The 23,307-nt window shown below is 34.6% G+C and carries 20 protein-coding genes, 1 tRNA gene, 2 pseudogenes and 1 other annotated feature; of the genes and pseudogenes, 9 read left to right on the top strand and 14 right to left on the bottom strand.

What is annotated here, in order from left to right; all coding sequences use genetic code 11:
• Positions 1 to 125 precede the first annotated feature (125 nt).
• A pseudogene (locus tag AB4Y30_RS06110) lies at positions 126 to 1,377 on the top strand (IS110 family transposase).
• Between the two features lie 173 nt (positions 1,378 to 1,550).
• Here AB4Y30_RS06110 and yidC read toward each other — a convergent pair.
• From yidC to AB4Y30_RS06090, 4 genes are all read right to left on the bottom strand, one after another.
• On the bottom strand, positions 1,551 to 2,342 hold the full coding sequence (yidC, locus tag AB4Y30_RS06105) for a membrane protein insertase YidC (RefSeq protein WP_368654601.1): 792 nt from the start codon (positions 2,340 to 2,342) through the stop codon (positions 1,551 to 1,553).
• On the bottom strand, positions 2,291 to 2,665 hold the full coding sequence (locus AB4Y30_RS06100) for a hypothetical protein (RefSeq protein ID WP_368654600.1): 375 nt from the start codon (positions 2,663 to 2,665) through the stop codon (positions 2,291 to 2,293). The genes yidC and AB4Y30_RS06100 overlap by 52 nt, the downstream gene beginning before the upstream one ends.
• A 38-nt stretch (positions 2,666 to 2,703) precedes the next feature.
• Entirely contained in the window at positions 2,704 to 3,855 is a 1,152-nt protein-coding gene (locus AB4Y30_RS06095) for an AI-2E family transporter (protein WP_368654599.1), read from the bottom strand.
• A gap of 134 nt (positions 3,856 to 3,989) precedes the next feature.
• Entirely contained in the window at positions 3,990 to 4,862 is an 873-nt protein-coding gene (locus AB4Y30_RS06090; RefSeq protein WP_368654598.1) for a DMT family transporter, read from the bottom strand.
• A 352-nt stretch (positions 4,863 to 5,214) separates the two neighbouring features.
• Positions 5,215 to 5,440, top strand: a binding site (T-box leader).
• Positions 5,441 to 5,507: 67 nt separating this feature from the next.
• Between AB4Y30_RS06090 and AB4Y30_RS06085 the strand changes: the two genes are divergently transcribed.
• Entirely contained in the window at positions 5,508 to 7,169 is a 1,662-nt protein-coding gene (locus tag AB4Y30_RS06085; RefSeq protein WP_368654597.1) for a 2-isopropylmalate synthase, read from the top strand.
• Between the two features lie 57 nt (positions 7,170 to 7,226).
• Here the strand turns inward: AB4Y30_RS06085 and AB4Y30_RS06080 are convergent, their stop codons facing one another.
• The 7 genes and pseudogenes from AB4Y30_RS06080 to AB4Y30_RS06050 all read right to left on the bottom strand — a co-directional run bounded on the left by AB4Y30_RS06080 (position 7,227) and on the right by AB4Y30_RS06050 (position 11,293).
• Positions 7,227 to 7,745: a DUF1572 family protein gene (locus AB4Y30_RS06080; RefSeq protein ID WP_368654596.1), complete on the bottom strand. Its 519-nt coding sequence runs from the start codon at positions 7,743 to 7,745 to the stop codon at positions 7,227 to 7,229.
• A gap of 19 nt (positions 7,746 to 7,764) precedes the next feature.
• Positions 7,765 to 8,091 (bottom strand): branched-chain amino acid transporter permease, encoded by a 327-nt coding sequence (locus tag AB4Y30_RS06075; RefSeq protein ID WP_368655178.1) that lies wholly within the window; start codon positions 8,089 to 8,091, stop codon positions 7,765 to 7,767.
• Positions 8,091 to 8,828, bottom strand: coding sequence for an azaleucine resistance protein AzlC (gene azlC, locus AB4Y30_RS06070; protein WP_368654595.1), 738 nt, complete (start codon positions 8,826 to 8,828; stop codon positions 8,091 to 8,093). The genes AB4Y30_RS06075 and azlC overlap by 1 nt, the downstream gene beginning before the upstream one ends.
• An 11-nt stretch (positions 8,829 to 8,839) precedes the next feature.
• Positions 8,840 to 8,979: pseudogene (locus tag AB4Y30_RS06065) on the bottom strand (ArsR family transcriptional regulator); the annotation flags it as partial.
• 61 nt (positions 8,980 to 9,040) lie between these two features.
• Positions 9,041 to 9,634, bottom strand: coding sequence for a hypothetical protein (locus AB4Y30_RS06060; protein WP_368654594.1), 594 nt, complete (start codon positions 9,632 to 9,634; stop codon positions 9,041 to 9,043).
• 280 nt (positions 9,635 to 9,914) lie between these two features.
• A complete protein-coding gene (locus AB4Y30_RS06055) occupies positions 9,915 to 10,874 on the bottom strand; it encodes an N-acetylmuramoyl-L-alanine amidase (RefSeq protein WP_368655177.1) in 960 nt (319 codons plus the stop codon).
• Between the two features lie 158 nt (positions 10,875 to 11,032).
• On the bottom strand, positions 11,033 to 11,293 hold the full coding sequence (locus AB4Y30_RS06050; protein WP_368654593.1) for a holin: 261 nt from the start codon (positions 11,291 to 11,293) through the stop codon (positions 11,033 to 11,035).
• A 525-nt stretch (positions 11,294 to 11,818) separates the two neighbouring features.
• On the opposite strand from AB4Y30_RS06050, the gene AB4Y30_RS06045 reads away from it, so the two are divergent.
• The 5 genes from AB4Y30_RS06045 (at position 11,819) to AB4Y30_RS06025 (ending at position 15,982) form a co-directional block, all read left to right on the top strand.
• A complete protein-coding gene (locus AB4Y30_RS06045; RefSeq protein WP_368654592.1) occupies positions 11,819 to 12,268 on the top strand; it encodes a CoxG family protein in 450 nt (149 codons plus the stop codon).
• 203 nt (positions 12,269 to 12,471) lie between these two features.
• Complete coding sequence (locus AB4Y30_RS06040; RefSeq protein WP_368654591.1) at positions 12,472 to 13,428, top strand: superoxide dismutase; 957 nt, start codon at positions 12,472 to 12,474, stop codon at positions 13,426 to 13,428.
• 155 nt (positions 13,429 to 13,583) lie between these two features.
• Positions 13,584 to 14,681, top strand: coding sequence for a nitric oxide synthase oxygenase (locus AB4Y30_RS06035; protein WP_368654590.1), 1,098 nt, complete (start codon positions 13,584 to 13,586; stop codon positions 14,679 to 14,681).
• A 511-nt stretch (positions 14,682 to 15,192) separates the two neighbouring features.
• Positions 15,193 to 15,528, top strand: coding sequence for a hypothetical protein (locus AB4Y30_RS06030; protein WP_368654589.1), 336 nt, complete (start codon positions 15,193 to 15,195; stop codon positions 15,526 to 15,528).
• 112 nt (positions 15,529 to 15,640) lie between these two features.
• Positions 15,641 to 15,982: a hypothetical protein gene (locus AB4Y30_RS06025; protein ID WP_368654588.1), complete on the top strand. Its 342-nt coding sequence runs from the start codon at positions 15,641 to 15,643 to the stop codon at positions 15,980 to 15,982.
• Between the two features lie 197 nt (positions 15,983 to 16,179).
• Here AB4Y30_RS06025 and AB4Y30_RS06020 read toward each other — a convergent pair whose 3' ends face one another.
• The 3 genes from AB4Y30_RS06020 to AB4Y30_RS06010 all read right to left on the bottom strand — a co-directional run bounded on the left by AB4Y30_RS06020 (position 16,180) and on the right by AB4Y30_RS06010 (position 19,311).
• Positions 16,180 to 17,217, bottom strand: coding sequence for a hypothetical protein (locus AB4Y30_RS06020; protein WP_368654587.1), 1,038 nt, complete (start codon positions 17,215 to 17,217; stop codon positions 16,180 to 16,182).
• A 356-nt stretch (positions 17,218 to 17,573) separates the two neighbouring features.
• Positions 17,574 to 17,645 (bottom strand) — tRNA-Val (locus tag AB4Y30_RS06015).
• Positions 17,646 to 17,799: 154 nt separating this feature from the next.
• Complete coding sequence (locus AB4Y30_RS06010; protein WP_368654586.1) at positions 17,800 to 19,311, bottom strand: aldehyde dehydrogenase family protein; 1,512 nt, start codon at positions 19,309 to 19,311, stop codon at positions 17,800 to 17,802.
• A 449-nt stretch (positions 19,312 to 19,760) separates the two neighbouring features.
• Between AB4Y30_RS06010 and AB4Y30_RS06005 the strand changes: the two genes are divergently transcribed.
• Both AB4Y30_RS06005 and AB4Y30_RS06000 read left to right on the top strand, forming a co-directional pair.
• The gene (locus AB4Y30_RS06005; protein ID WP_368654585.1) at positions 19,761 to 21,488 is read left to right on the top strand and encodes an ABC transporter ATP-binding protein; all 1,728 of its coding nucleotides are present in this window, start codon (positions 19,761 to 19,763) and stop codon (positions 21,486 to 21,488) included.
• On the top strand, positions 21,478 to 23,298 hold the full coding sequence (locus AB4Y30_RS06000; RefSeq protein ID WP_368654584.1) for an ABC transporter ATP-binding protein: 1,821 nt from the start codon (positions 21,478 to 21,480) through the stop codon (positions 23,296 to 23,298). The genes AB4Y30_RS06005 and AB4Y30_RS06000 overlap by 11 nt, the downstream gene beginning before the upstream one ends.
• Positions 23,299 to 23,307: the final 9 nt, after the last annotated feature.

Raw genomic sequence — 23,307 nt, 5'->3', positions numbered from 1 at the left:
TTTTAAGCACAAATAAGTGTGCCTATCGAGCACGAAGACTTATCTTTGGAGAAAACAAATACGTTTACAGCTGGGTAGTCAGTCCCTGTGGCTTGTCTCTATATATTCTAGAGAGGAGTCTTTTTATGGCTTTAAAAATTGTCTACCCTATTTGTTGTGGTATTGATGTCCACAAAAATTTTGTGGTGGCGGTGATTGCTTCCACAACCAATGGAGTTACTTCCTATCAAAGCCGTCGCTTTTCAACCTATACAAAGGGATTGAGAGAGCTGTCCAAATGGCTTGATGAACATCGTTGTAAAGATGTCTGCATGGAATCAACAGGAAAATACTGGATTCCTGTGTTTAATATATTGGAGGATTCCTGTGATATCACCTTAGCACATCCTAAATATGTGAAAGCGATTCGAGGGAAAAAAAACAGATAAGAAAGATGCGAAATGGATAGCTGATTTATTCAAACATGACTTGGTAGCTGGAAGTTTTATGCCACCATTTCGAATCAGACAGCTTCGAGATTTAATGCGTTATCGCTATAAACTCACTAATTTTAGTTCCAGTGAAAAAAATCGTTTTCAAAATAGTTTAACTGTCTCTAACATTCAACTTGCCAACACTGTCAGTGACACGTTTGGAAAAGGTTCTATGAATATTATTCAAAAACTTTTAGACCATCCAACTCATACTGATTTTGATATCGAACCATTAGTTTTTGGGGCAATGAAACATAAAGTCGAAGAACTAAAGCTTGCGGTGGATGGTTTTATCACTCCTGAACAGGCTGGAAAAATGGCAGTGATAAAACAACATTATGAGGATATTCAAGAACGGAAGCAAGAGCTTGAGAAAATGATTCTTTTTCTTGCCGAACCCTACACCGAAGAAATAAATTTACTTCTGACTGTTCCGTCCATTAAAAACATCTTTTCTGCCATTACTATTATCTCAGAAATAGGTGTGAAGATGGACGTGTTCCCGACAGCCAAGCATTTATGTTCATGGGCAGGGTTAACACCAACCAATCATGAAAGTGCCGGCAAGAAAAAGTCTGTTAGAATTTCGAGAGCAGGAGTATATTTAAAACCTCTCCTCGTACAATGTTGTCTTAGTGTAGTGAAGAGCGATAAACATCCCGAAATTCGAAACCGCTACTTAAACATAAAAAAGCGACGCGGTCACAAACGTGCGATTATCGCCATCGCACGAATGTTATTAACTGCAATATATCATATTTTAAAGAAGAAAGAACCTTATAATCCGGAATTATACCAAACAGTAGATGTTCTTCCAGTAAGCCGTGAAATCACGGTTGAACAAGCAATTTCATTCGCAAAATCTCAAGGATTTCGCATTCTAGAGCGACCTACCGCTACCTAGAATTGATTCAAATCCATTTTTTAAAAATCATCTTTTGATGGTTTCTTTGGCATGTCTATAATTAAATGATACCTTTGAGGTCTTTATTTCAGACTTTTTCCTACGCTTCACTTGAATATTGTTTGGATTTCAAGCTTAGTTTTTCCTTTTGTCCCAGTCTCTTCCTAGTAAGCCTATATTTGTTTTAAAATAATCTTCTTGATAAACAAAGTTTGGATAATCATAAATATTCCTCCTACAGCCCAGTACATTGTTAGAGCTGAAGGTACAACAAAGGAAATTATTCCGATCATAATTGGTGAGAAATACGCCATCATTGCCATTGTTTTTCTACTTTTTTCATCTAAACCAAGCATACTAACACGCGCTTGTAGAAAGTAGACCAATACCGCAATTGCAATCAGTATATAATCAGTTTCCCCTAGATTAAACCAAAGAAATGTATGCTCTGCAATTTCTGGTGTGCGGCGAATCGCATAATAAAATCCAATCAGAAATGGCATTTGGATAATTAATGGCAGGCAACCTAACATCATTTTTCCAGGATTAAAATCATGCTTTTTGTATAGTTCACTTAATTCTTTCTGCATTTCTAGCTGATGTTCAACTTCTTTTTTATCTTTATACTTCTCTTGTATCTGTTCCATCTCAGGCTTGATTATTTTCATTACTGCTTGAGAATGCTGACCTTGCTTCTGTTGTTTTACCATAAAAGGCATAATCACAAGCCTTAATCCTAATGTAATTAGTACAATTGATAATCCATAACTATCATTTACAAAGCTTGCAACACCCTTTATCAGCAATGAAAATGGATAGACGAAATATTGATTAAAAAAGCCTGTTGTTGATGCATCAATTGGTGTAAAATCGCCACCACCACAGCCTGTCAAAAATAATAAAAGAATAGCTCCTAATATAATGCTTTTTCCTGCAAAGGATGTAAGTATGTTGTTTTTCTCCATTTTTGTCCTCCTCTTATTTTAAATCTATTTTTAAAATAAGAGAGAGACGTGTCTTCTTGATCTGTACTAGATTTATCTGCTCGTTTGAACTTCTTAATAAACCAGTTGATAAATAAAACATGCTGAATAAGCGGTTGTGTAAACATCCTATTATCAACTTCAACTTTCTGAAGTTCATTAATGGTCACATTCATATGCACATGTAAACGATGATGCTGGAAGATAAGCATTTGACTCCATCCAACTGTAAAAATAAACATTCCAAAATACATATAAAATACTGGTGAGTTTGCAAATAAATCACTTAGTACCTCTAAAAACATACATACTCACCTCCTTTCAGATTATTATCCATAAATCATTATTCTTTTGGCTCTACTGCTTCATATCCATCTTTATAGTATTTATTGTAATGAAGTTTAAATTTGCCAAATGCATAGGTAACGAGCACCTTCAAAATCGCATAACCTGGAATTCCAAGAATTACCCCAACTAATCCAAAAATCTTTCCTGCAACTAACAGGACGAACATAATCGTTAATGGGTGAACCTTCATTGTTTTTCCCATCACGTTTGGTGAGATTAGATTTCCTTCTGCTAACTGAACTGCCGCCCAGACGATAGCTAATTTCACTAGCATCCATGGTGAAGTAACAATTGCGATAATGATTGCTGGTGTAATTGCTATGATTGGTCCCAAATAAGGTACTACACTAGTTACCGCAGCAATAATAGCTAATGTAATCGCATAATCTAAGCCAATAATTAAATACCCAATTAATAATAAAAGACCAATACAAAAGGCTACAAAAATCTGTCCTTGAATATATGAACCTACTTGTGTGTCCATATTACTAATGATTTGATCAACGTCTTTTCTAAAACCTTTTGGAAATAATTTTAAAAAGAATTCTCTAAATTTTTTCCCATCCTTTAATAAAAAGAATAAGACAAATGGAAAAGTAATAAGTGATACAATAACGGTTGTCAATGCTTGAGCAAACCCTGCGATACTATCAATTGCACTACCTAAATATGTTCCAATTGTAGATGGAATATTACCAATATTATCCTCTACCCATAAGCGTGCTTGATTATAATAATTTTCAATAATTGAATTACTTACAAGTGTATTAATTGTCTCATTAATCGTTTCTATGTAGCCTGGGAAATTTGTAATTAACTCCATAATTTGATGCTGAATTACTGGTATAGTGAGCATGAAAACACCTGTAATGATACCAGAAAACGCAATAATCAGGAGAATAATCCCCCAAAGTCGATTAATCTTAATTTTTTCAAGTAAATTTACAACTGGATTTAATAGATAAAAAGCAATAAAAGCTAATATTACAGGTGGTGTAATCGTTGCCATGATAATAAACACTGGTTCAAAAAGAAAAGATATTTTATCAAAAACAATGATTACTAATCCTAATAAAACTAATACTACCAAGGAAAATATTAAATTTTTTCCACCTAAAAATTTAATAAATTTACTGGGTTCATTCAATTTAGCCCCTCCTCTATTAGTACATGTGCAAAAAAGTCGATAAAAAGGACGTTAACGTAGAAATTCGCCGTGTCATTTTTGTTGGACTTTTTGAACATCCTCTATTAACTTTATTTAGTTATTATTTTAACATATTATGAAGTTGATACTACCTTCTTCTCCCGTGGAGTATAATTTGCTATTAATACACTAATCAAAATAAAAGCAGCACCAATATATTCTTGCCCAGTCAGTGTTTCATTTAAAAGAATAAAGGCAAATCCTGCTGCAAATAGTGGTTCAAGTGCAAAAATAAAGCCTGTATTTTCCGCTGTTGTATACTTCTGCGCTACAGGCTGCATGGTTGTACCATAGGCTGTACAAATTATAGCTAAACCCAGCACTGCAATCCATTCCATTTTAGATGGCGGTGTTAATGGAGTTTGAGCAATAAAGACAAACATTAACGCAATCACACCAGTAAATCCAAGTTGATAAATACCGAGGACAAAAGCGTCTACTTCTTTAGCAAACTTATTTGTTACGATAATGTAAACTCCATAAATTGCTGCTCCTGCTAAACAAAGAAGTGCTCCTGTTGATAATGAAAAATCACCTTTGATACTAAAGAGTAACAATCCAATAAAAGCAAGTAGAACAGCGATCCTGATTTTTCTAACTGGCAATTTCCTTGTTATAATCATTTGGAATAATGGGACAAACATAACTGTTGTACTTGTTAAAAAGCCAGCAACTGAGGCTGATGTTGTTCTAACTCCAGCGATGAAAACAATAAAAGTTGCTGCGAGAAGTGCTCCTAATACAAAACTATATTGTAAAGTTCGTCGATCCACTTTAAGCATTTTTTTATAAAAAAGTAAAAACATTAGGATAAATGCAATTCCAAATCGTAAAGCTACAATTGAAAAAGCAGACATCGTATCTGCAGCCATTTTCATAAATATGTATGAGGTACCCCAGCTAATTGTAATCGTAACTAAAATTAAATTGGCTTGAGTTCTTGTCATGATGCATCACTTCCATTCTTTTCACTTTCATGGACATTGTATCATTTAAATGAAAAGTTGGATATGTTCTCCCCCATCCATGATCCTAATAGCATAGAGAAAATTTCATATACCTTGCTACATAGAGAGTAAAGGCAATATAAAACTTTGGAAATCAGCTTAATTTTTATCACAATTTGTCATAAGTTTAATTTAAAACTTAAATAACTATTGACTTTACAGCTATTAATGCATACTATAGTATGTAATTTAACTTGATTAGCAAAGCTCATCCACATAATAAGGATGAATCATAGAAAAGGAGATTCTTTTCTCCAAATTGTCTCAGTGATTAAACGCTGAGATGAAATATTTATATGCTAAGATTGGAAGTAGTAGAAGGTTTAATAATTGTCTAGAGAGCCGATGGTTGGTGTAAATCGGTAATTATTCCCTTTGAACTCGTCCATAAGCTACCACCCTGAAAAACAAGAAGTAAGGGTAGTCGGTTTTCTACCGTTAATAAGAACTTTAAGCGGATTAATGAATTAATCATTAATCAATTAGAGTGGTACCGCGAGTATAGTCTCGTCTCTATTTATTATTTATATAGAGACGAGACTTTTTTATTTGACTAATAATTTATATAGAAAGCGAGAGTTAAAAATGAAAAATGTAGAAAAGTACTCAAGAGGCTATTTTATGCCTCCCGTCCAAAGCTTGAAATGGACAGAAAAAGAATATATTACCAAGGCGCCGATTTGGTGTAGTGTTGACTTACGTGACGGTAACCAAGCATTAATTATTCCAATGTCGTTAGAAGAAAAATTAGAATACTTCCAAATGCTTGTAGATCTTGGATTCAAAGAAATTGAAGTCGGCTTCCCTGCTGCTTCAGAAACAGAATATGCTTTCTTACGTAAATTAATTGAAGAAGATTTAATTCCTGATGATGTGACTATTCAAGTATTAACACAAGCTCGTGAACATATTATCAAACGCACATTTGAGTCATTAGTAGGTGCAAAAAAAGCAGTTGTTCACGTTTACAATTCAACATCTGTTGCTCAACGTGATCAAGTATTTAGAAAATCTAAAGAAGAAATTATTGCGATTGCTGTGAAAGGTGCAGAATTACTGAAAAAATATGCAGCAGAAACACCTGGGAACTTCCAATTCCAGTATTCTCCTGAAAGCTTTACGGGTACAGAAATCGAATTTTCATTAGAAATATGTAATCGTGTTATTGATATTTGGAATCCAACTGCTGACGATAAAATTATCATTAATCTACCAGCTACTGTTTCCATGTCTATGCCACATGTATACGCAAGTCAAATTGAATATATGAGCGACCATTTAAAGGCAAGAGATAATGTAATTCTTTCTGTTCATCCACATAATGATCGTGGAACTGGAGTTGCAGATACAGAACTTGCTTTGCTTGCCGGAGCAGACCGTGTAGAAGGTACTCTTTTTGGAAACGGAGAAAGAACTGGGAATGTGGATATAGTCACACTAGCCTTAAATATGTATTCCCACGGCGTCGATCCAAAATTAAATTTTGAAAAGCTACCAGCAATCATCAAAAAATATGAGCGTTTAACAAGAATGACTGTCCATGAAAGACAACCGTATGCAGGTGAGCTAGTATTTACCGCATTCTCTGGTTCACATCAGGATGCGATTGCAAAAGGTATGAAATGGCGTGAAAATGAAGTACGTGATTTTTGGACTGTACCTTATTTACCAATTGATCCACATGATATTGGACGTCAATATGAAGGAGATATCATCCGCATCAACAGTCAATCTGGTAAAGGTGGAGTTGCTTATATCCTGCAACAAACATATGGCATTGACTTACCGCAGGAAATGCGTGAAGGATTTGGCTATCATGTGAAAGATGTATCTGACCAAAGCCATAAAGAGCTTTCACCAGAAGAAATTTACGATTTATTTATGCAGGAATATGTTAATATCAGTACTCCGGTAGAATATGTCAGCTTTAAATATACCGAAAACGGTGAATATAATGCTGCGGTAACTATTAAAGTCGATGGAGAAGAGATTACATGTCGCGGTAAAGGTAACGGACGTTTTGATGCGATAAGTAATGCATTAAAAGAACATTTACAGCTTGAATACACAGATTTAACTTATAACGAGCATGCCTTAACAATTGGTTCAAGCTCCCAAGCAATATCCTATGTCGGTATCCGTGCAAAGGATGGCCAGGTATACTGGGGAAGCGGAATCGACACAGATATCATGGTCTCATCTATCAAAGGTTTATTTAGCGTAATTAATAAAGTATTAACGAAATAAATAATAAGCAAACATCCAGCATCTTCCCAATTTGAAGATAACTGGATGTTTGTTTTTTTATCGCTTTTTGGGAAAAGTAGTTGTTATATATTGATCACTTTTGATTAATTTTACAATATAAAAGATTTGTCCCACATGTTCAGAAAGATGTGCTAACATTTGCAAGCACACATCTAAAACCGTTGCATCTTTATTCATGGCGCTATGCGAAAGCGTATTATTATTTAGATAAGGTTTTTCTAACAGTTCTTCCTCTGATAGATCTTGGACTAATTTCTTTAAGATAACAAATGATTCAGTTACATGAGTAACGATTTCTGTTTTCGATAGTATTAATCCTGTTTCAAATTCATTATTCCGCTCACGCTCTACTACTATTTCTGAATATAAAGATTCTACCCGGTATCGTACCGTTTCACGAATATGTAAGGATAAATTAGCAATGGAGTTACTCTCATTATTAGGTTGCCAAACAAGTTCATTTTCATTCAGTTGTTCTATAACCAATAAACAGCGCTTTTTTAATAAATCAAATTTCTCGATTAAACTTTTTGATAAATTTGTCTCAAGCTTCATGATTTAACACCACCTTTCTTTAAAATACCATTTGTACCAAAAACATATAAGCAATAGTTCCTGCCGCAATAGAAATAAACATATTTTTCTTCCAAAAATGCAAAACTACTACAATAACTGCACCGATCAATTCTGGAATCCCATGACTTCCAGAAGTTAAACGAACATCTTTAAAGCAATAAACAACAAGTAATCCAATAACAGCCGCAGGCAATACCTTTCCTAAATATTGAATATACTTGGGAGTAGGCTTATCAGAAGGAAAAGCGATAAAAGGAATAAATCTAGTTAACATTGTCCCAAGTACTATCATTGCAATTGTGATAATGTGCTGCGCGGTACTCATCATACTGCCTTCACCTCATCCTTTTGGAGAGTTGAACGCATTAATGTCAGTACCCCTAATATTGCAATCATCGCAGGAATAATAAAGTTTGTCCCTCCAAATAAAATCAAGCATAAAACCGATAATCCAAGCCCTATCAACGAGCTATGATGCCCCTTTTCCTTCATCCATTGCTCGATAAAAATAACAATAAAAAGTGCTGTCATTACAAATTCTAAGCCTTCTGTATTAAATGTAAGATAAGAACCAAAAATTCCCCCAAGTGCCGCACCAAACACCCAATAAAAATGATTTAATACTGTGACAAAGAACATATACCATCCTTTATCAATCTGTGGTGGAATAGTTGCTGTACTATTAATCGCAAATGATTCATCACAGAGTCCAAAAATCATATATGGTTTCTTCTTCCCGACTCCACGGTATTTTTCAAGCATGGAAATACCGTAAAATAAATGCCTAGCGTTGACCATTAAGGTGAGTAGTAATGCGTTTAATGGATTAAAAGCCATTAGCAAAAGATTTGCAGCTACAAATTCCATTGATCCCGCAAAGATCAGTAAACTCATTAAAATAGGATAGATAGCACTAAATCCTAATGAATTCATTAATATTCCATAAGCAATCCCTAGAAATGTGAAACCTGCAAAAATAGGTATAGTAGCTGGCAGAGCCACACGAAATGCTGGAAGTACCTTTGCCTGGTTCACACTGTTTTCCATAGTTACTTTATTCATCTTCCTTCCCCCTACCCCTCTTCAATAGGGAGACTAAGCGTTCTTTTTTCTGTACTCATTACAATGTATCCATCTTACTAAATGCTGGATTTTTCATTAAAGAGTCGATGATAAAATTACGATAGCTCTCCATATCTTTTGTAATAATCCTTTTTGATAAATGCAAATTTGAAATCGTGGTGTAATACTCAATTAAACTATTTCCCTAATGTTTACTTGAGAAATTCAGCTTTAAGTAAATAGACAACATCATATTCTGCTAGCTCACCCATATGACCATCAACATCATCATAAAAATCTGTTGTAAGTGATTGCATACCATTTTCGTCATCCGAATAACAAATATTTGCCAATACTACCTCTCCATTAGCTAAAGACTTCTCTTCTGGAATATGGTTCCACACACTTGCCATTTCCTCTAAAGCTGTATCCGAAATAATTATGGAAGACGTGCTCTCATCAGTACTAATTCCAATATTAAAGATATTCTGCTTTTCATTATCATTTTTTGAAGTTGTAAAAATAATAGATCCATTTTCCCCAGCCTGTGTTGTTATATGTCCTAATCCATCATCAACCAAAATACCTGATTCAAATTTTTCAACCCATACAGTTATTTCCTCATATTCGCTGTCTATATTAAAATCAAATACAAATGATTTATCTGAAGTAGTCGAAAGTATAGCTTTTTCTCTCTCTGTTAATTCACTAGTAGCAATAGTGTTTGATTCCATATCCTTTTGACTACATGCAACTAAAACTAATGAAAGTAGTCCTAATAGGAGTAGCACAAATAATTTTTTCATTTTTCTTCCCCTTCTTTTAATCTTAAATAAGCTTATTTAGTAAAAAATTATTATGTTTGTCCATTTTCGCAATGGTAAAATAGATTGCGTAATTCTTGAAAAACAGTGTTTATGTAAGTTTGATTTTCAAATAAAAAGTCCACCTTATTGTAAAAAGTAAAATTTAATTCACCATGTCTAATCTAATGCTTTTATCATAAAATATCAAATAATTTTTCATGCCATGGGAGTGAATACTCCTATGGCATGTTAGCAATCATTTTATTAAAATAAAGTAACCCTATTTAAGCAATGCTGTCCATGTAACTCTTCCTGGAATACCATCCACAGATAGCTTGTTAGACCTTTGATAATCTTGAACTGCTTTATAAGTCTGTTCACCAAAAATCCCATCAAACGGACCAGGATTAAAACCGTTTATATAGAGCAATGCTTGTAGCACTTTGGTAATATTCCCTCTTGCTCCTTTTCTTACTGTAACAAGTGCAGCAGATGTCTTAGGTCCTAGAATACCATCTATAATTAAACCTTTTTCAAACTGTTTATTAAGCTCAGCCTGAAGCACTTTAATTAATCCTTGTTTTGTCTGAGGTCCAGCAATTCCATCAATAGTGATGTTATAACCATAATCAACCACAAACTGCTGTACTTGACGAATAAACAGATCAGATTTTGTAGGTTTTGGTCTGCCCCCTTCTGCAGACGATCTTTCTAAACCAAAAAATCTTAAAATACCTAATTCATAACCAGTAACCGCCTTATTTATAAACTGACTATCCCTTAGTTTATCGGCATCTGCCTTTGTATCAATAAATAGCATCTCTGTTAAGATTGCAGGCATATTTGTCTGACGTAGCACAGCAAAATTAGCTGTCTTCTTTCCTCTATCTACAACACCTATTTGTTCAATAATTTCTTCATGTATCATAGTTTGGGCATCTTTTGTTCTAGAAGATACATTACCATTAAAAATATAGGACTCAAACCCTGTTCCTCCCCCAGCATTTATGTGAATGGATATAAATAGATCTGCATTCCAAGCATTCGCATTATTAGCACGCTGAGTTAATGTCACATACTGATCCGTTGTACGACTTAAACGCACTTGAATATCTGGATATTTTTCTAATTTCGATTGTAATTTCTTACCAATATCTAATACAATATTTTTTTCTCGTATTCCATTTCCAGATGCACCTGAATCAGCACCACCATGTCCAGGATCGATAAAAACTTTCATCACAAAAAACACCTCCTACTTTTATGTATGTTGTTAAATGAAACTTGTACATTGTAATTACCTATTAAGAAAAGGGCAGTTACGCTCAAATCTAGATATAAGACACATTTAGGCAAAAACTTTATAACCTCTCACCTAAAAAAAGAGCAGCTACATAGCTACTCTTTCCTTTCTCCATTCCTTTGATTTCCTAATTCAAACAAGCCAACTGATGCAAGTCCTGCCATACCCCCAGCCCATAATCTAGAGGCAGTTTCCACATCACTAAATGGGTAAGCCACAAACCCTAATATGATACCTACCACAACAGCTACAAATGGCAACAAGCTTTTCCTAATAGGAAATGCGACTTTAATAGCCTGTACTAATCCAGTGACTATTGGGGCAATCAATGTCGCTAATACTAAAATACTTTCCATTGTAAAATCTCCTTTCTTAAAAGATAAGAATGCGTAAATCTCCTATCCAATTCGATTGCCAAAAAAGAGGAGTTAATATGAGAGTGCTCTTTGTCTCTATCTCTCAACTAAAGGAAGCTCAATTGGGATTGAATTCTTCCGAAATTGGATGCAATCTCAACGTTTTAAAACAGGCCCTACTTTCGCTTTTGTTTGAAATAATTTGGTTTTATACGATCTATTGTTCTTTATGCTGCTTTAATGTTTGCTAAATCTATCTTAGTTTATGCATGTACAGCTAACGTGTTTCGTACTGTTTCATTAATTGATTTATTTGTTTATCATCTTTATGCTCAAGATGAATAAAATATATCTTGCTTTGTTTTAATAGGACTAGAGCAAAAAAACAAAAAAAGAAAAAGATATCCATATAACATTGGAATAATTGAATGAATTAGAACATATAGCTATTTAGCAGGGCTTCATGTTGAGAAAACAAACAAGAAGAACCGTTAATTTGATTGTATTTTGAGGGAGGATATAATATTGTCAACAGGAACTTACGTGACAGAATTAGAGGCACCAATAAATGAAATTTGGGATTTCGTAAGTGATATGGACAAATGGGCTCCATTAGTCCCAGGGTATATTGCACATGAAATTATAAATGATAAGCAGTCTACATGGGTGTTTAAGGGTGATATTGGAATCATACAGAAAACCGTTAAGCTACAAATTGATATTACAGAATGGAAAGAGCCCAATCGTATATCCTTTAACTTAACTGGATTAAACGAAAACTTTAAGGGTAATGGATACTTTGAAGCGGAAGCAAATTTAGACTCCACAACAAAAATGACCGGTAATCTTGATATTACTGCGAAAGGCATGATGGGCCCACTCATTAATCCTATTTTAAAAAACTTCGTACCTAAAACAGCACAAGAGTTAACAAAAGCAGTCGCAAATAAGATTCATCATATGCAAACAGTTTAGAAAAACAAGCTATAAACCTTATCTACAATGGGTTTATAGCTTGTTTAATGTTCCAAATTCTAATGCTCTCTCTTGTTTCATCGACTCATTTTTATCCATCTAAATAATTATCGACAAGCAAATTGTTCCTATTTTTATTCCATATGAACCATTCACCTAGTTCATTAATATATTAATGACAAACAGCAGAAAGTGGGTGTTCGTTGGTGGAACAAACGCAACAAAATTATCGATCGTATTTAATTAATTGGTGTGATACCGTGTATCAGAACTCTCAACAGCTTAAAGGAAGCCTAAATTTTCCTTCTGAAGAAAAGGAGCAAGAATGGGGAAATAAGATTCAACAATTCAAAAGATCCCTTGAGGAAGAATCTAGAGATGAAACATTAGATGACTTATATCAAACCGCTCAAAACTTATACGATGAATGGGAGCTACTATTAAATCCATCACCAAGTCGTGAAGAACGTGAAGAAAAGCTTCCGGATGCAGATAATGACGATCAGCAACTACGGGGCGAGAACAGTGGAACGAAGGTTGGAATTGGTAAACATAAATTGCCTCCTCTTCCTTATGCCTATAATGCATTAGAGCCTTATATAAGTGAAGAGATCATGAGACTTCATCATTTAAAGCATCATCAAAAATATGTAGATGGATTAAATGAAGCAGAACGTCAAATGCTTCAGGCTAGAAAAAAGAATGATTATAAATTAATTACACATTGGGAAAGAGAGGCTGCTTTTAATGGGGCAGGCCATTATTTACACACCATTTTTTGGGAAATTATGAGTCCTAAAGGCGGCGGAGTCCCGTCTGGTAAAATAAAACAAGCTATCGATGAATCTTTTGGCAGTTTCGAAAAGTTTAAAAAACATTTTTCTGAAGCAGCTAAAAATGTAGAAGGTGTCGGATGGGCAATTCTCGTTTGGTCTCCTAGGGCACATCGTCTAGAAATCTTACAGGCAGAAAAACATCAAAATCTAAGTCAATGGGATGTCGTGCCTCTCCTCGTTCTTGATGTTTGGGAGCATGCCTATTACTTACAGTACAAAAATAACCGTGACCAATATGTAGATAATTGGTGGAATGTTGTTAACTGGGATGCTGTAGACCGTAGATATAGAGAAGCTGAGAAACTCCGCTGGAAACCCTATTAAAAAACAATACTATTTTATATGTAAGTAGAAGAAAAAGTTATTGTAATTTTTCTTCTACTTATTTACCGTTCCACAAAAAATTCATAGATTCTCCACACCTATTGTTATTACAAATATACACACATGATAAACTTAAGGTAATGGAGTTGATACAGATGATTCAATCTACTAAAACTAATCATTTATTTATAGAAGCTACGAAATTCATACAAAATTGTTATGACGAGCTTGGCATATCTAAGGAAAAACAACAAAAAAGAATTACGAATATTAAAAATGAGATAAATGCTACTGGAACATACACTCATGAAGATTTTGAATTAATACATGGCGCAAAAATGGCTTGGCGGAATAGCAATCGTTGCATAGGCCGACTACTTTGGAATACTTTAAATGTCTTTGATGCAAGAGATGTACATACAACAGAGCAAGCTTATGAGAAACTTATTGAACATATTAAGTTTGCTACAAATGATGGAAAAATCCAATCTACCATTACAATCTTTGCCCCTCGTAAAACTGAAAAAGACCCAATCAGAATATGGAATCATCAATTAATTCGTTATGCTGGATATCAAATTGGGGATAAAGTGATTGGCGATTCAACATCAATAGAGCTTACTAAGATGTGCGAAGAACTTGGCTGGAAAGGAAAGCATAGTGATTTTGATATCCTACCTTTAGTTATACAAGAATTAGGAAAAGAACCTAAAATTTTCGAAATACCAGAGCACACTATCAAAGAGGTACCAATAACTCATCCAGAATTCGATGACTTTAGTGACTTAAATGTTAAATGGTATGCTGTTCCCATTATTTCAGATATGCGCTTGGAAATAGGTGGAATTGATTACCCTATGGCTCCTTTTAATGGCTGGTACATGGGAACTGAAATTGGAGCTAGAAATTTAGCAGATAGTGATCGCTATAATTTATTACCTAAAATGGCAGAAATAATGAAGTTAAATACGAAACAAAACCCATTATGGATTGACAAAGCCTTGGTCGAGCTAAATATTGCGGTACTACATTCTTATCGAGGAGCTGGTGTGACTTTAATTGATCATCATACCGCTGCAAAACAATTTAAAAGCTTTGAAAAGAACGAAGAAAAGCATGGCAGATCAATAACAGGGAACTGGACATGGCTTATTCCGCCAGTATCTCCTGCAACAACTCATATTTACCATAAACCATATAAGAATGATATTGTAACACCAAATTACTTTTACCAATCAAAACCCACTTTTTAGAGTAGGAGTAAAATTGTTTTTCTAGTTTGTTTGAGATACAACTTCTCCCCTAGTAAGCAATCTATATACAGCTCGTAACAGTCCTTCATGTATAAGCTGTTATGAGCTGCTTTATTTTATCACCAAATACTCGCGACTGTTAAAATAACCTCAACATTCTTTTGGCTCTTTTTTCAGTTATACAAATTAATGCTTTGATTCATCTCATTTATGATGTTCTCGATTGACCTACTTATAAAGCTCTTTTGGAAAGAAATTAACTCGAAAAATAACAAGATTACCTTTTTTCATTTATTTCTGTTAATATAATATTATCTATTACAAAATAACTAGTCTCAGTTCGGGGAATTTCGTGAGAGATGAGATCTAACATACTATGGTTAATTCTCACTTCAAAAAAATTTCAACTTTTATATAGGTATATTTAATTACAAAAGAATTTATATATTAATTCTTTTGTAGCAATTATATTTTTTTATCAATCACTATAAAAAATACTGGGGGGATAAGTATGTCTACACAAACCATTCAAGTACACAGAGGAAGAACATCTTTTTTTGATGGGGGATTATTACAATTTGTAGGTTGGGTAATATTAGGTGCCTTAGTAACTATCTGTACTTTAGGAATTTGCTATCCTTGGGCAGTTACGATGATTTATGGATGGAGAATTAATCACACTGTTATTGAAGGTAAAAGGATGAAATTTAATGGTTCTGCCATCGGCTTATTTGGAAATTGGATTAAATGGTGGTTGCTAACTATTATTACACTAGGTATCTATGGTTTTTGGGTTTTCATCAAGTTGGAAGATTGGAAAGCTAAACATACTACATTTGTTAACTAAACATAAGTAAATAATAGTTTCTTTTGTTCCACCTTTAATTATTCTTTTTACACCATCAAGTAATGTAAATATCAGGTAATATGAAACATCTTAATAGTTTAGGAGAGATTATTTGGCAGTAAACGTTGATACCCTTGTATTCTTGTTAATTACTTTAGGAGCTACTACCTTTTTTGTTGTTAAAGAGTATAGAACAATGAGTGAAAAAGAGAAAAACGAGGCTAAAAGAGATTTAAAATCAAAGAGTTTCTTTTTTACCGTTGGTTTACTTATAATTGGATATTTGCTTATTCTGTTAGGAAACCTATTTTATTTAATTATATTAAATAAAATAGGGATTATTCTAATGGCTATTGCAGGAGTAAATATTTTAGTTAGCATGTGGAAAGAACATAAGTTTAAAAGTTTGTACATATTGTTACTAATTGCAGTTGCAATTTTACTTTCATGGTAAATGGAGTCAAAGCATGTCCCCTTTTTGGAAATCGGCAAGAGATAGGTTATATTTTTTAAAATCATTTAGATACTTTTATCTAACTATTCGTCCATCTTTTTCTCTTAAAGTTTTTAAAAACAATTAAAATATAAAAATTTACTAGATATCTAGGCTATAACCTAAGAAAGATATGAAACCAAGAAAAAACGGCGAAATTAATCGCCGCTTTCGAAATCTTTAAATGCTCCATTTGATTCTTCTATTATAACCTTTAAAATTTCTTCGTATTTTACCGCTAGTTCATCGTGAATTTTCGTGTCACGGTCATCATAATCATTGACTACCATTTCGAAGCCAGTTTGTTGCAGGTCTCCAAATTGTTCAGATAATCCTAATTCTTCAATTTCATTTTCGAAGTATGCTATATCATAAAGCGCTTGTTCTACAAGTTGCATTTCAGCAGTATAGTCCATTTGATTTACTCGGAATTGCGAATCGTGCGCCCAATTTTTGGAAAGCTCATTAACGAAACTTTCAAGTGAATCATAATTCGAGTCTAAGTCGTCTCCATAAGTGAAAAATTCAATTTCAAGATCCGAGGCAGGAATAGCGCCACCATTCCAAGCCTTCTCCATTTCTAAAACTTTGTCGCCATCCAACGTATGTGTTACGCCATATGTTTCTCCTTCTCCATCGTGATTGACCGCAATGTCAAGGTCATGCAATAATTGCTTCATGTATTTGTTGGCTTCCCTCATCTCGTCAGGCGTTTGTTCCCATTGTTCTACAAGTTCAACCGCTTCTATCGCTTCTCCGCTATATCCTAAATGTGAAGTTCGAACAAATTGCAAATGACCAAGTATCGATTGAAGCATGACCAAATTCTTCATGTCTTCACCTATTGTTTTACCTTCTACCCATGGTCTCATTTCGAGCTTCAATTCCGAAATTGCTTCTGACTTCAAATAATACGTAAATCCCTCGTCATTCCCTGATTGTTCAATTCTTGGATCGTCCAAATCCCCTTCAAGAATTTCGATAGATTTCGTAATCCATTCACCAAAGTTTTCGCTGCTTTCCCACAGAAGCAACTCATCTTTTTCTTGTTCCGCAACAACTTCATCTATTTTGTCAGTTGCTACTGTATCACTTTCTACTTCTTCCTTATTTTTGATTGTTGCCAAATCACCACAACCAACAAGCAGTCCCCCAACCATGATACTCGATACACTTAATTTCAAAAACTTATTCATAATTGAGCCCCTTTGTCGTCATTCTCCATTAAATCAATTCTAACAAACACAAATGCCAAGTCAATAGCCTTGAAACAGACAACAGTTATCTCAGGATGTACTTATTTCAATTCTATTTATCTTTTAAAAATCGCTGTTCCAAATAAGAATTCTCTATTCTATTCATTTCTTACCTATCTACAGCTTATTCATTACGGATTTTTCTTTTAATTTATCTATCTCCATAAAAAAACTTGATTTGCTATCAACCTTTTTTATAATTTATATGATTCCGACTGCATTCCTCTAAATTTCTACACATTTTTGAAAGCAAATAAAAAGCCATCTTCACAAGAATATGAAGTGGCTTAAATCTATGAGCCGTACAGGATTTGAACCTGTGACCCCTTCCCTGTCAAGGAAGTATTCTCCCGCTGAACTAACGGCTCGTAATAATTATTATTGTCAAGGTGGCGCTCTCCCAGCTGAGCTACGGAATCAGATATATTTGAAGATGCAGAATTTATTATAGGTGATTCTTTATTTAAAGTCAACTACAGCTATAAAGCGAGATTCCTATCATATCTAGGAATCTCGCTTATTTTAATCTCTATTTTTAATCCAATTAGATGGAGCTACATTTAGGCTCATATTAATTTGTTTATATTCCAGGTACTGGTCTAAGCCATAGGTTCCTAGGTCTCTACCTATTCCACTCTGCTTATATCCGCCCCATGGCGCTTCATTATACGTATTATGGTACGTATTAATCCAGGTAATTCCAGCACGTACTTTTTTAATAACACGCATTGCTTTTGCTGAATCATTTGTGAATACACCACCAGCTAATCCATAAATGCTATCATTGGCAAGTGCAATAGCTTCTTCTTCTGTCTTAAATGTTTGTACAACTAAGACTGGTCCGAAGATTTCTTCTTTCACAATTCGCATATCTGGAGTAGTATTCGTAAAAATGGTCGGTTCTAAATAATGGCCTTTTCCATCAATAGGATTTCCTCCACAAGCTAGTTCTGCACCTTCGTTTTTACCTATTGCAATATAGTTAAGCACTCGTTCAAAATGTTCTTTAGAAATCAGCGGCCCCATATCTGTTTCTTTAGCTAATCCATTGCCTACTTTAATTTTCTTTGTTAATGCAACAAGGGCTTCCATAAATCTATCGTGCAGGGACTCGTGTAAAATGAGTCTTGATCCAGCTGAACATACTTGACCTTGGTTTGAGAAAATAGCAAAAGATGCATGATCCACTGCCGCTTCAAAATCAGCATCATCGAATATGATTAATGGTGATTTTCCACCCAATTCTAAGCTTACTTTCTTAATCGTATCTGCTGAAGCCTGAATGATTTTCTTTCCAGTTGCATTTCCACCTGTAAACGTAACCTTATCTACTTTAGGATGTCTTGTAATCTCTGCTCCAACTGAAGCTCCGTCTCCAAGTATTAAATTCACTGTTCCCTTTGGAAAACCAACTTCATCAATCAGTTCAAAAAATTTAATTAAAGTTAGTGGTGTTGTCTCCGCAGGCTTTATTACGATAGAGCATCCAGCGGCTATAGCAGGAGCGAGTTTTTGCATTGCCATTAATAATGGGTAATTCCATGGAACAATCGCCCCAACTACGCCAACGGGTTCAGCAATAACCAATGTTTGAACATTATCAGGAACATCAAAGGTTTGTCCGTTTGGCTTTGTAGCTAGTCCTCCATAATAGCGCAATTGATTTACTGCATCGTGAATATCATAAATAGCATCATCCAACACTTTTCCAGCATTCAATGTTTCAATAATCGCAAATTCCTCTACTCGTTCTTCTAATAAATTAGCTAAGGCAAATAGCTTATCTGCCCGATCGCGCGCATAGCTTTCTGACCAACCATCCTGATAAAAGCTACGATAAGCAGCTTCTACTGCTTGCGCAGCATCTGATTCATTTCCATCTGCGACTGTTGCAATAACCTCTTCCGTTGCTGGGTTAATCATTTCTCTTGTTGCTCCTGATGCACTGTCTACCCATTCACCATCAATATACATATTTTGTTTCTCTTGTAATTGTGCTTGTACTTTTTTTACTTTTTCTTGTAAGTTTTCCATTTAGATGATTCTCCTTTCTCAAATTATCTATCCAGATACTTAAAAAGATTTCTTTTTAGTGCGTGTTCAAAAAGGACCATCATCGGTTAAGTTCGCAACATCTGCACTAGTACATCCTGTGCGTCGTAGCGCATCCTGTGCGTCGAAAGTTCAAGGCGATATCATTTTACGAACGGACTTTCATAGGATGTGATGACTTCGACGTTCAACACAGGACGTGTTGGAACTTAGTCGAAGTTCCCCTATTCGCCCTATCATTTCTGTTGGACTTTTTGAACATCCTCTTTTATTTTCCAGATAAATCTTCTTCTTTTCACATAACTTTAAGTGTATTGGAAGAATCTATTCAAAGCAAATTTCCTACTTTAAGCGTGATTCGTGGAATCCACTTTTTATTTGTTCTATAATTAATAAAAAGAAAATTTAAAATACGATTATGGGGGATGCTTGTGAAAAGAGTTTTGGCGTTTTTAAAACCTTATAAATTTCCAATCGTTATTGCTTATTCCCTAACGTTCATCGAATTAATCATTGAATTATTACTTCCTCTCTTTCTTGGATTAATGATAAACGATGGGATTATGAATAGAAACATGGACAATATTATCATGTGGGGATCAATTATGTTAGGCCTTACCCTTTTGGCCTTCATTTGTGGAATTATTAATTCCTTTTATGCTTCTCATGCGAGCAATCGCTTTGCATATGACATTCGAGAGAAATTATTTGAAAAGATTCTTTCCTTCTCATTAAGTCAGCTACAACGCTTCCCAACCTCTGGACTTGTTACCCGATTTACAAATGATGTTCGTCAAGTTCAAAATACCATTTATATGGCACTAAGAATTATGACACGTGCACCTTTAATGGTAATCGGTGGCGTTATCATGGCATTTATTGTAAATGCAAAGCTAGCAGCAATCTTTCTTGTTACAGTACCTTTACTTGTTCTATTTATGTTATGGGTACTACGTAAGGCTAGTACATATTTTCATCGTGTACAAAATAATGTTGATGGCGTCAACCAACTATTACAGGAAAACTTGGCTGGTATGCGCTTAATTAAAGCGTTTGTACGAAGAATTTTTGAAATAAAAAGATTTACAAAAGCTAATGAAGAGCTTGCTGATTCTACGCGGTTTACTTTTCGCTTTGTAGAATCATCCACACCTATTCTGTTATTTGTGATGAACCTAAGTTTAATTTTCATTCTTTGGTTTGGAAATAAACAAATTATGACGGGAGAAACCTCTGTCGGTGATGTCGTAACAATTGGAAACTATGCCTTACGAATCGCAATGTCGATTTCGATGTTTTCATTTATCATTATGGCTTTTGCTCGGGCCAAGGCTTCTTCTGATCGTCTGAGTGAGGTATTAGCTATTAATGAAAAAAAGGTTCAGGATCGAGCTGCTAATCCTGATATCATTAAAGATGGAAAAATTGATTTTAAAAACGTTTCCTTTACTTATCCAAATATGAATCAACAAGTATTGCAGGATATATCTTTTTCAATTAATGCACGTGAAAAGATAGCTGTTCTAGGTGCTACAGGCTCGGGAAAATCTACATTATTTCAGCTTATTCCTAGACTATATGATATTAAATCTGGGGAGATTTTCATTGATGACAAGGATATTCAGCTTTATGATTTAGAAGATCTTCGTTCGCAAATTGGCTATGTCCCACAGAACCCTTTACTTTTTAGTGGCTCTGTCACAGATAACATTGTCTGGGGTAAAAAGGATGCTACCAAAGAAGAAGTTATCCAAGCGGCGGAGGATGCACAAATCCATGAAACAATCATGGCACTTCCTGAAAAATACGAGACAGTCGTGAGCCAAAAAGGTGTAAACTTATCTGGTGGACAAAAACAACGTATTTCTGTTGCTCGAGCTTTAATTCGTCGGCCAAAAATTTTAATGCTTGATGACAGTACTAGTGCACTTGATATAGACACTGAATCCCGATTACTTGATGCGATTGAGCGTGATCATTGCACGACCTTAATTATCACGCAAAAGATTGCTACCGCTATGCGGGCAGACCGTATCATTTTGCTTGATAAAGGAAAAGTATTAGCAATTGGAACACATGAAGAGTTAATGAAGGACTCTAAATTATATTATCAAATTGTTGAATCTCAATTTGGAAAGGAGCTTCGTAATGTTTACTAAACTACTAAAAGAGCCTTTTCAATATGAAAGAATTCCCTTATCGAAGGTTAAGCGAGATAAGAAAAATCGTCCAAAAAACATGTGGAAAACCATTAAACGAATTTGGTCTTATTTAACACGAGAAAAAGGAAAATTGACTCTTGTCATTTCAATGGTGCTAATAAGCTCCGCATTAAGTTTATTAGGACCATTTATGGTAGGTATGGCAATCGATGACTTTATTGTACAGCAAAATGTAAATGGCTTAGGCACATTACTGCTTCTACTAGTTGGGGTTTATCTAATGCATTCGGTATCTGTTTTCTTACAAAACTATTGGATGATTGGAATTGCACAAAATGCAGTGTATAAAATGCGTGATGAATTGTTTCGGCAATTTCATCAGCTCCCAATTTCCTTTTTCGATAAGCGAAAACATGGAGAATTAATGAGTCGGGTGACAAATGATATTGATAATGTAAATATCACCTTGAATCAATCTGTTATTCAGATTTTTGCTAGTGTGCTTACATTAATCGGGACTGTAGGTGTAATGCTTTATTTAAGTCCCCTGCTTACTGTCATTACAATGACTATTATTCCAGTCATGTTTATCTGTATGCGCTGGATTACTAAACGTACAGGTCCTTTATTTAAGCTCCAACAAAATCGTCTTGGTGAGGTCAATGGCTTTGTGGAAGAAATGGTTTCAGGTCATCATGTCATCAAAACCTTTTCACAGGAAGAGCGAGTAAATACAGATTTTCGTGAAAAAAATGATCAACTACAATTATCTGGCTTCTGGTCTATGGTATTCTCTGGTTATATTCCAAAAGTAATGAATATGTTGAACTTTTTAAGCTTCGGATTAATTGCATTGTTTGGTGGAATTCTTGCATTTAATGGATATATAACTGTCGGAGTCATTGTTATTTTTACAGAATATGCACGACAATTTACACGTCCACTTAATGAGCTTTCCAACCAATTTAATGTGTTATTGTCTGCTGTTGCTGGAGCAGAAAGAGTGTTTCATATTATGGATGAAACACAGGAAGAAGCAGATGAGAAAGATGCAAAAACGCTTGATCATATCCAAGGACGTCTTGAGTTTAAAGATGTTTCCTTTGCTTATGAAAAAGAATTAACCTTGCAAAATATTAATTTCACAGCACAACCTGGAGAAACCATTGCTTTTGTCGGTCATACTGGTGCCGGAAAATCAACAATTATTAATTTAGTATCACGGTTTTATAACTATACAGGTGGAGAAATATTATTAGATGGGATTCCTTTAAAGCAGATTAAGCGGAATGATTTACGCTCCCATATGGCATTTGTCTTACAAGATCCCTTCTTATTTCATGGGACGATTCGTGAAAATATTCGCTATGGTGATTTAAAAGCAACAGATGAAGAAATTATAAAGGCTGCTAAAAATGCAAATGCACATGATTTTATCATGGAACTTCCTAAAGGGTATGATACAATCTTAAATACGGATGGAACAGGAATCAGCCAGGGACAAAGACAATTAATTACCATTGCACGAGCATTCCTAGCAAAACCTTCCTTATTAGTTTTAGATGAAGCAACAAGTAATATTGATACCATTACAGAAATGAAAATTCAACAAGGATTAAAGAAATTAATGAACGGACGTACAAGTTTAGTTATCGCTCACCGTCTAAATACAATCCAGGAAGCTGATCAAATCATCATGCTAGAAAATGGAAAAATTATTGAAAGAGGAAATCATGATGCATTAGTAGAGCAACAAGGGAAATACAATCAGCTTTATCAAAATCAATTAAAGAGATTAATGCCTTAGCAAAAATTA

It is taken from the genome of Ornithinibacillus sp. 4-3 (genome assembly GCF_040958695.1).
Lineage (GTDB): Bacteria > Bacillota > Bacilli > Bacillales > Amphibacillaceae > CALAMD01.
This window is presented reverse-complemented; position numbering and strand designations above follow the sequence as displayed.